At 68.6% G+C, this 6227-nt stretch carries 7 protein-coding genes; all 7 read right to left on the bottom strand.

Annotated elements, in window-relative coordinates; translation table 11 throughout:
• Positions 1–112: 112 nt before the first annotated feature.
• The 7 genes from ACF1FZ_RS34895 to ACF1FZ_RS34925 all read right to left on the bottom strand — a co-directional run bounded on the left by ACF1FZ_RS34895 (position 113) and on the right by ACF1FZ_RS34925 (position 5235).
• The gene (locus tag ACF1FZ_RS34895) at positions 113–604 is read right to left on the bottom strand and encodes a DUF6573 family protein (RefSeq protein WP_391777383.1); all 492 of its coding nucleotides are present in this window, start codon (positions 602–604) and stop codon (positions 113–115) included.
• 89 nt (positions 605–693) lie between these two features.
• Entirely contained in the window at positions 694–1350 is a 657-nt protein-coding gene (locus tag ACF1FZ_RS34900) for a hypothetical protein (protein WP_391777384.1), read from the bottom strand.
• Positions 1351–1459: 109 nt separating this feature from the next.
• A complete protein-coding gene (locus ACF1FZ_RS34905; protein ID WP_391777385.1) occupies positions 1460–1819 on the bottom strand; it encodes a hypothetical protein in 360 nt (119 codons plus the stop codon).
• A gap of 355 nt (positions 1820–2174) precedes the next feature.
• The gene (locus ACF1FZ_RS34910; RefSeq protein WP_391777386.1) at positions 2175–2441 is read right to left on the bottom strand and encodes a hypothetical protein; all 267 of its coding nucleotides are present in this window, start codon (positions 2439–2441) and stop codon (positions 2175–2177) included.
• Positions 2442–2556: 115 nt separating this feature from the next.
• The gene (locus ACF1FZ_RS34915; protein WP_391777387.1) at positions 2557–4296 is read right to left on the bottom strand and encodes a ParB N-terminal domain-containing protein; all 1740 of its coding nucleotides are present in this window, start codon (positions 4294–4296) and stop codon (positions 2557–2559) included.
• 82 nt (positions 4297–4378) lie between these two features.
• Positions 4379–4711 carry a hypothetical protein gene (locus ACF1FZ_RS34920; RefSeq protein WP_391777388.1) on the bottom strand — a complete coding sequence of 111 codons (333 nt, stop codon included), beginning with the start codon at positions 4709–4711 and terminating at the stop codon, positions 4379–4381.
• 68 nt (positions 4712–4779) lie between these two features.
• Positions 4780–5235 carry a hypothetical protein gene (locus ACF1FZ_RS34925; protein ID WP_391777389.1) on the bottom strand — a complete coding sequence of 152 codons (456 nt, stop codon included), beginning with the start codon at positions 5233–5235 and terminating at the stop codon, positions 4780–4782.
• Positions 5236–6227: the final 992 nt, after the last annotated feature.

Raw genomic sequence — 6227 nt, forward strand, 5'->3', positions numbered from 1 at the left:
CACTCTCCCCCCCCCCCCCGCGCTCCCGTTCTTGGCGTCCACCTAAAACCGGGGGGTGGGGCGGGGGGGGGCGGGGGCCGGGGGGGGGGGGGCCCCCGGCCGGCTGGGGCTGCTAGTCCTCGTCGGGCAGGCTGATCGTGATTACCGGCTCGCCACCGTCGCCCTGGTGGAAGCGGCACGTGAGCTCGATGGGCTGCGCCGTGCGGGCTCGTCCTCCCCGGGGGACTCGGTAGAGCTCCACGGGGAAGGGCGTCCGCGTGTAGCGGCGGGCGGCGAATGCGGTCATGAACAGGACGTCCCAGAGTCGGCCTTCCTCGTCCTGGGGGGTCTGCCTGTTGCTGTCGCGGTCGCTCCACTCCACGCAGTCGGTCCATGCGGCGCGGGTGATCGCGACCGGCGCGCGGAGTCCGGCTTCACGGGCGATGGGTTCGGGGACGGCGACCAGGGTTCCGTCCGCGATGGCGTCGGCGCGGGTGTAGGCGTCGATGAGCGGGCCGAACGGCTCGGGGCCTGCGGCGGTGGAGCCTGCGGGGATCGAACGCATGGCGTCATCGCTGACGGAGAGGTCGTGTTCGATGCGGGCGAGGATGTCCGGGCTTTCCACTGGTGACACTCCTTCATGTGGTGCGGTTCGGGGTGTCGGGGAGGGGCCAACCTCCCCGACATAAAGAATCCTAACAGAAACACACGTCTTTAGTGGAAGGTGAGCGCGATTGACCTGCGGTTCTTCTGCTTCTCCTGGGGCGGCTTTCCGGCGCGGATGAGCAGCTGTTCGGCGCGTGCCTGCCGGTGCGCGCGCCAGCACCGGGCGCGCATCTGCTCGGCCAGCTCGTGCACTTCGGCCGTGCCGTAGTTCGGCCTCGTCCGCATCCGGCCCGCCAGTAGTTCGGCCTCCGCCGTCACCTCCTGGTAAGCGTGCGCGATCACCTCGTACGCGCCTCGACGGCGCGTGATCCGGCTCCACCCGCACCGGCCGGTCTCCTGCTCCAGCACGGACAGCGCGCAGCGCGCCCACCGCTCGCCTCCCTGGGCGGGCTCGGTGTGGACATCCATCCAGGTGGACACGCGCGGGTCGTGCATCGGGTCGTACGCGTAGTACTCCAGCGGCGCGGGCACGGCGCCACCGGCACGGAGCGAGAGATGGTCGGCGAACTTCTCCAGGGTGGGCGCGCCCTGGGTGCGGTTGAGCGCGGTGAGGTAGTCAGCGACGGTCGGCAGCTGCCAGGCGGGAGCGCCGAAGGGTGCGGCGGGCATGCACCACGAGCGGCGGGTGGTGGCCGTGGCGTCGGTGACGGACATGCGCAGCACGAAGAGTCGCGGCGCGCGCAGCGTGAGTGTTCCTGTGGCCATGGGGGTGCCTCCGGGCGCGGTGGACGGATCGGCCGGCCTGGGCGCGGCCGGTCCGGAAAGGGGCCTTGGGTGGGCGGGGGCGGCGCATGGTCCGCCCCCGCCGGACGGGCTAGCTGCGGCTGAGCGCCTGGGCGAGCGGGCCGAGGTCCTCGCGTCCGATCCGGGAGAGGGCGGCGAGCGTGTTCAGCTCCGCTTCGCGGGCCAGCCCCGCCCCGGTGTGCCCGGCGATCTTCGCGGCCAGGTAACCGACGCAGAGCGTGCCGAACAGGTCGTGGTCCAGGGACAGGAAGAACTCTTCGACGTCCCGGCCGGTGTCCTCGGCCATCGCGCGAATCTTCGCGGCAACGGGCCCCATGGCCTCGGCTACGTCGTCCTGGGTCAGGCCGAATTCGGCGAGAGAGTCGATTTCCTCGGTGGTGATCTCGTCCGTCGGTGCGGCGTTGCGGGCCTGCTGGTCCTGAGCGTTCATGGGGGAAACTCCCTGGTGAGGTGGTCTGGGTGTCGTCCGGGGCCAACCGGTTTCGACATAATGAATTCTAGCAGTTTTTGGCGTATTCGGGGGTGAGTGACCGCAGGTGTCCGGGTCGGAATACGCGTGCCGCTATGCTGGAAAACGCATCACGACTCTGCGCGGAATCGTCCTTTGGTCGATCTCCTCTGTTGGGTTGTGGTTTGGGAAGGTCCGGCGGTTGGGCCAACCGCGCAAGCGGTCCGCTTCGGCGGACAACCGCCGGACCGCTCACACACACGAAAAGAGGGCGGGCCGGACGCAATGCGTCCGGCCCGCCCTCTTTCGTAGCCCCTCTACCGGGAGCGCACCCCCTTCACCATCTGGCAGGCCCCTGGCGCTCCCGGCGTACCCGCGTGGCGATCATCCGGGTCTGTTCACCGTCGGCGCTGAGCTCCCAGACAAGATCGGTGTTCCCGTCCCGCAGAGCGCCGCGCAGCATGCCAAGAAGCGTGCCCCCGTCGTCTGCGGCGTACTCTCTCGGCTCGGCTGACCAGTCCTCGCCGAGATGCTGCGCGGCTGCGCGGGCGATGTTGGGCAGCGTGGGCCCGGTGTCCGGCTGCGGAGCAACGGTGGTCTCCACGGTGTGCCTTCCGTGTGGGTGCGGTCTGGGTGCCGGGCGGGGGCCAACCCGCCCGGCGAGTGATGCTGCGGCCAGCGGGGGCGGACCGGCGCGCGGCCGGTCCGCCCCGTGGCGGCTACTCCTGCTGTGCGCCCTCCTGCGGCGTCGTGGCGGCGTCCTCGGCGTCGGGCCCGGCTTCTCCCTCCTCGACCTCCCTGTCGGCCTCCTGGGCGCCCTCTGGGGCCTCCGGTGCGGTCGCGGCCTCGGGCCCCTCCTCCGGGGCGTCCGGCGCGTCCTCCTGCTCCTCCTCCTGGGCGTCGGCCTCGTCGGCCTGCTCCGCCTCGGTCGACTGCTCCTCGGCGTCCTCCTGCGGCTCCTGCTCGTCCGCCAGGCTGGTCGCTTCGTCGGCGGGCTCGGGGGCGGTGGCACGGCCGAGAATGGCGGCCTCGTGCGCGCTGAGGGTGTAGCCCTCGGCCTCAAGGAACGACAGCCACATGACCTGAGTGGCAGTCTTCGTGGACCATGCCTTGTCGTGCATCTCGTCTTCGAACGCTGCGGCCACCTGCGCCATGAGCAACTGCGGGCGGCGCGCCTTCCCGGTCCGCTGAATGAGTGGCGTGAACGGGTCGTCCGCGTTCCCCTCCGGCGCGGGTCCGCCGGTGAACTGGGCGACTGCCGCTGTCGCCTTCGCCTGGGTCCTGTTGATGAACTTGCGGTAGGTGTCCGATGCGTTCATCACGGTGGTGAGTACGAGCGTCCATGCCGCGTCGGACAGCGTCTTGCCCTTGCACAGCTGGGCGATGAACTCGTGGCGCACGTCGCGGGCGGCGCGGGCGGCCTTGTTCTGCTCGATGACCTTCTTCCGCTCGGCGCGCGCCGCTGCCTTTGCCTCGGCCTCCTCGGCCGCGTCTGGGGCGTCCTTGATCGCGTGGCCGTTCTTCTCCGGGTCGGTGCAGAAGTAGACCGGCTGGGCGTCCTCGTCCAGCCGCGCCGCATGACCGGCGCACGCGGCGTGCGTCGTCGCGGTGAACTCCTTGCCGAGCTTCGTCGTGATCTGGTCCAGCGGCCGCGCGGTGTCATCGCTCCGACTGTAGCGGGGCAGGACCGTGACACCCGCGTCCGTGAGGGCCTTGGCGGCGGAGTCCCGCTTCCGCCGCTCGTCGCGCTCCTGCCGGAGTGACGCCATGGCGTGCTGCCAGTTACCCCGGGTGTTCTTGCCCTTCGCCTCGGCGTCCTGCCGACGGGCGTACGCGAGCTTGTTGGCCGCTCCGGACACCTCCTCAACGTCCTGCAAATCGGCCAGCTCGGTCAGGTCGAATCCGTGATGCGCACCTGCCTGGAGTCCCTCGGTGGTCAGTGCGGAAGCCTGCTTCGCCGCACGCAGAGACTCGCGCTTCATGCCCAGGATTCCGGCCGCGCGGCGGCGGACGGGTTCGCTCATGCTGATCAGTTCCAGCTGCGCGGCGCCGTTCAGCTGGTCGCGGTGCGTCATGGGGGCGCGCTGGGTGTTCTCCACCATCGACAGGAGCAGCGCTTCGGTGTCGCTGTCGGTCAGGTCCTCACGCACGAACGCGGGGATCGGCCGGACGGGGGCGCCCTTGGCCTCGGCCTTCTTCGCCGCTGCGGTGGCGGCCAGCCAACGGCGCTGACCCTTGAACACGCCGAACGTACCGTCCTCCAGCGGCCGGACACTGATCGGCTCCTGTACGCCGATGCGCTCGACCGACGCGAGCAAGGCGTGATCTGGCTTGACGTTCTCGGTGCGGGCGTTGCGCGGGTCCAGCACCAACGTGCGGGGGTCGAACTCGGTCAGGCGTCCGAGTGCCTCCAGGCCGGCCGGAATCTGGGCCGTGGCGGCGGTGGTCTTCTCGCTCATGGGGTTACTCCCTCTGCTGGGGTGGTTCGGGATGGAGCCGGGACGGCGGGGCCAACCGCCGTCCCGGCGGGGTGAAGCTGGTTCAGCTCTTGCACAGACACTCTTCGGGCGGGACCTCGCCGCACCGGTCGTCGGCGCACATTCCCACCTGGCAGAGGAACGGAGTCTTCTCGTGAGTGCGCGGGTGATGTGTCACGTAGGCGAAACTCGTTCCGTCCAGCATCACCTCGACGTACGCGGAACGGTGGTGCCGGAGATAGGCGGCAATGGCGGCCTTTCCGGCGGTGTGCGGGGCGCTAACCCATTCGCCGACGTCGTAGCCCTCGTCGTTCGAGAAAGTCACCACCACGCCGTAAATGGTGCGCCCGCCCGTGGGCTCGATGGTGGGGAAGTGCGGATAGATGGGAATGCGCACGGGTTCTCCAAGGATTGCGGTTCGGGAAGTGCCGGGCGGCGGGGCCAACCGCCGCCCGGCAGTGAGCATCAGGCCACCACGATGCCGCTGTGGCGGTCCAGGGCGAATGCGTCTTCGAAGCTGGTGTCGCGGTTGGCCTCGGACGCGCGGCGGGCCTGCGCCTCGCCTGCGGTGAGAGCCGTCAGCCCGGTTCCCATGTCCTTCTCCCACACCCGCTCGGTCGGGAAGCCGTACAGGGACGAGGACCGGGCGGTCACCTGACAGAGCTCAACGGCCGTGTTCATGAGACCTGCGCCGAGGACCGTGGCGAACGTGGTGACCTGCGTGGGCTCCAAGTTGCGCACCAGGCTGTCCTCCCCGATCTCGAACAGAGCGCGCGCGGGAACCCGGACACCGGGCGCCATCTCCATCACACAGCTGAGCAGGTGCTGACCGGGCTCCAGCTCCAGCGCAATACGAAAGAACATTTCCTGGCCGTGGACGAGTGCGACGTCACGGTGGGACTTGATGGTGGTGGTTGCCATGATGGGTGCTCCCTGTGAGCTGTGGTTTGGGCGCCGTCCGGGGGGCCAACCCCTCGCGTCTTCCTGACAAATAAAACTCTACCAGAAACTGGCACGTGAGTGGGGTTTTCGGGCCTGTCCACGCGTCTCTTTCTTGGCTTTTCTTCAGCCGCAATATCCCCCCCAACATCCCCCCTAACATCCCCCCCTAGCATTCCTCCCAACATCCCCCCCAACATTAGGCGCGCATAATTTCGCGCCGCCTCGCAAACGTGCAGATCAGGCACCATTTTTCCTGTGGTGAGTACTCAGACTTCCCCTCATCTTCCTGGTCTTCCCTGTGAGTTGTGATGGTGAGTGGGGTGGTCTGGATTGGTGTGGCTCGGTGAACGGGACCGGTCGCTGCGCTGGCTGTGGGTCCCGTCGACTGGGTGCCGACGGGGTGGGGTTGGGGGTGGCCGGTGGTGGGCGGTGCGTGTCTGTCAGGGGGTGTGGTGGGCAGGGCGGGTGTCGTCCTGTCAGTGGCTCCTGTGGGTCGGCTGCCTCTCGGAGATGGGTGGGGCTTTTCTTTTCGGGGCGACCGGTGGCTTTTCTGTCCGGGGTTTTCCGGGGGCCTGGTGGGGTGCAAGGGTGGGGGATGCTGAGTCATGTTCTTATCTAGCTCACTCTTTGAGTCACACAGCGGGGCCACGGAGCGGTCTGCCGGTGCTGTCTGATTCCCTCGCTCATTGCTGGCGTGTTCGGTTGGCGTGGTGCGGGTGTCCGGGCCCGGAGGGTTCGGGCATCACGGTCCCCCATGCCGTCAGGTGAGGCAGCCTCGCCCGGTGGTCAGTCAGAACCCTTGCCCTGCCTGCATCGTGATGGCTCGTAGGGCCATGGTTCACCACCACACCCGCACTCGCCGAACCCAGCCTCACAACTCACCCTGTTCGTGCGGGAATTCCGGAGGAATTCACCAAACCATTCCGGAGGAATGGTTTGGGAAACCCGTAGGGTTTCGTCGTCTTTACGAC

This window comes from Streptomyces sp. NPDC014623 (genome assembly GCF_043088245.1).
Lineage (GTDB): Bacteria > Actinomycetota > Actinomycetes > Streptomycetales > Streptomycetaceae > Streptomyces.

Coding starts and splice junctions, on each gene's coding strand:
- ACF1FZ_RS34900 (WP_391777384.1), bottom strand. CDS start 1,350: ATGGCCACAGGAACACTCACGCTGCGCGCGCCGCGACTCTTCGTGCTG.
- ACF1FZ_RS34905 (WP_391777385.1), bottom strand. CDS start 1,819: ATGAACGCTCAGGACCAGCAGGCCCGCAACGCCGCACCGACGGACGAG.
- ACF1FZ_RS34915 (WP_391777387.1), bottom strand. CDS start 4,296: ATGAGCGAGAAGACCACCGCCGCCACGGCCCAGATTCCGGCCGGCCTG.
- ACF1FZ_RS34925 (WP_391777389.1), bottom strand. CDS start 5,235: ATGGCAACCACCACCATCAAGTCCCACCGTGACGTCGCACTCGTCCAC.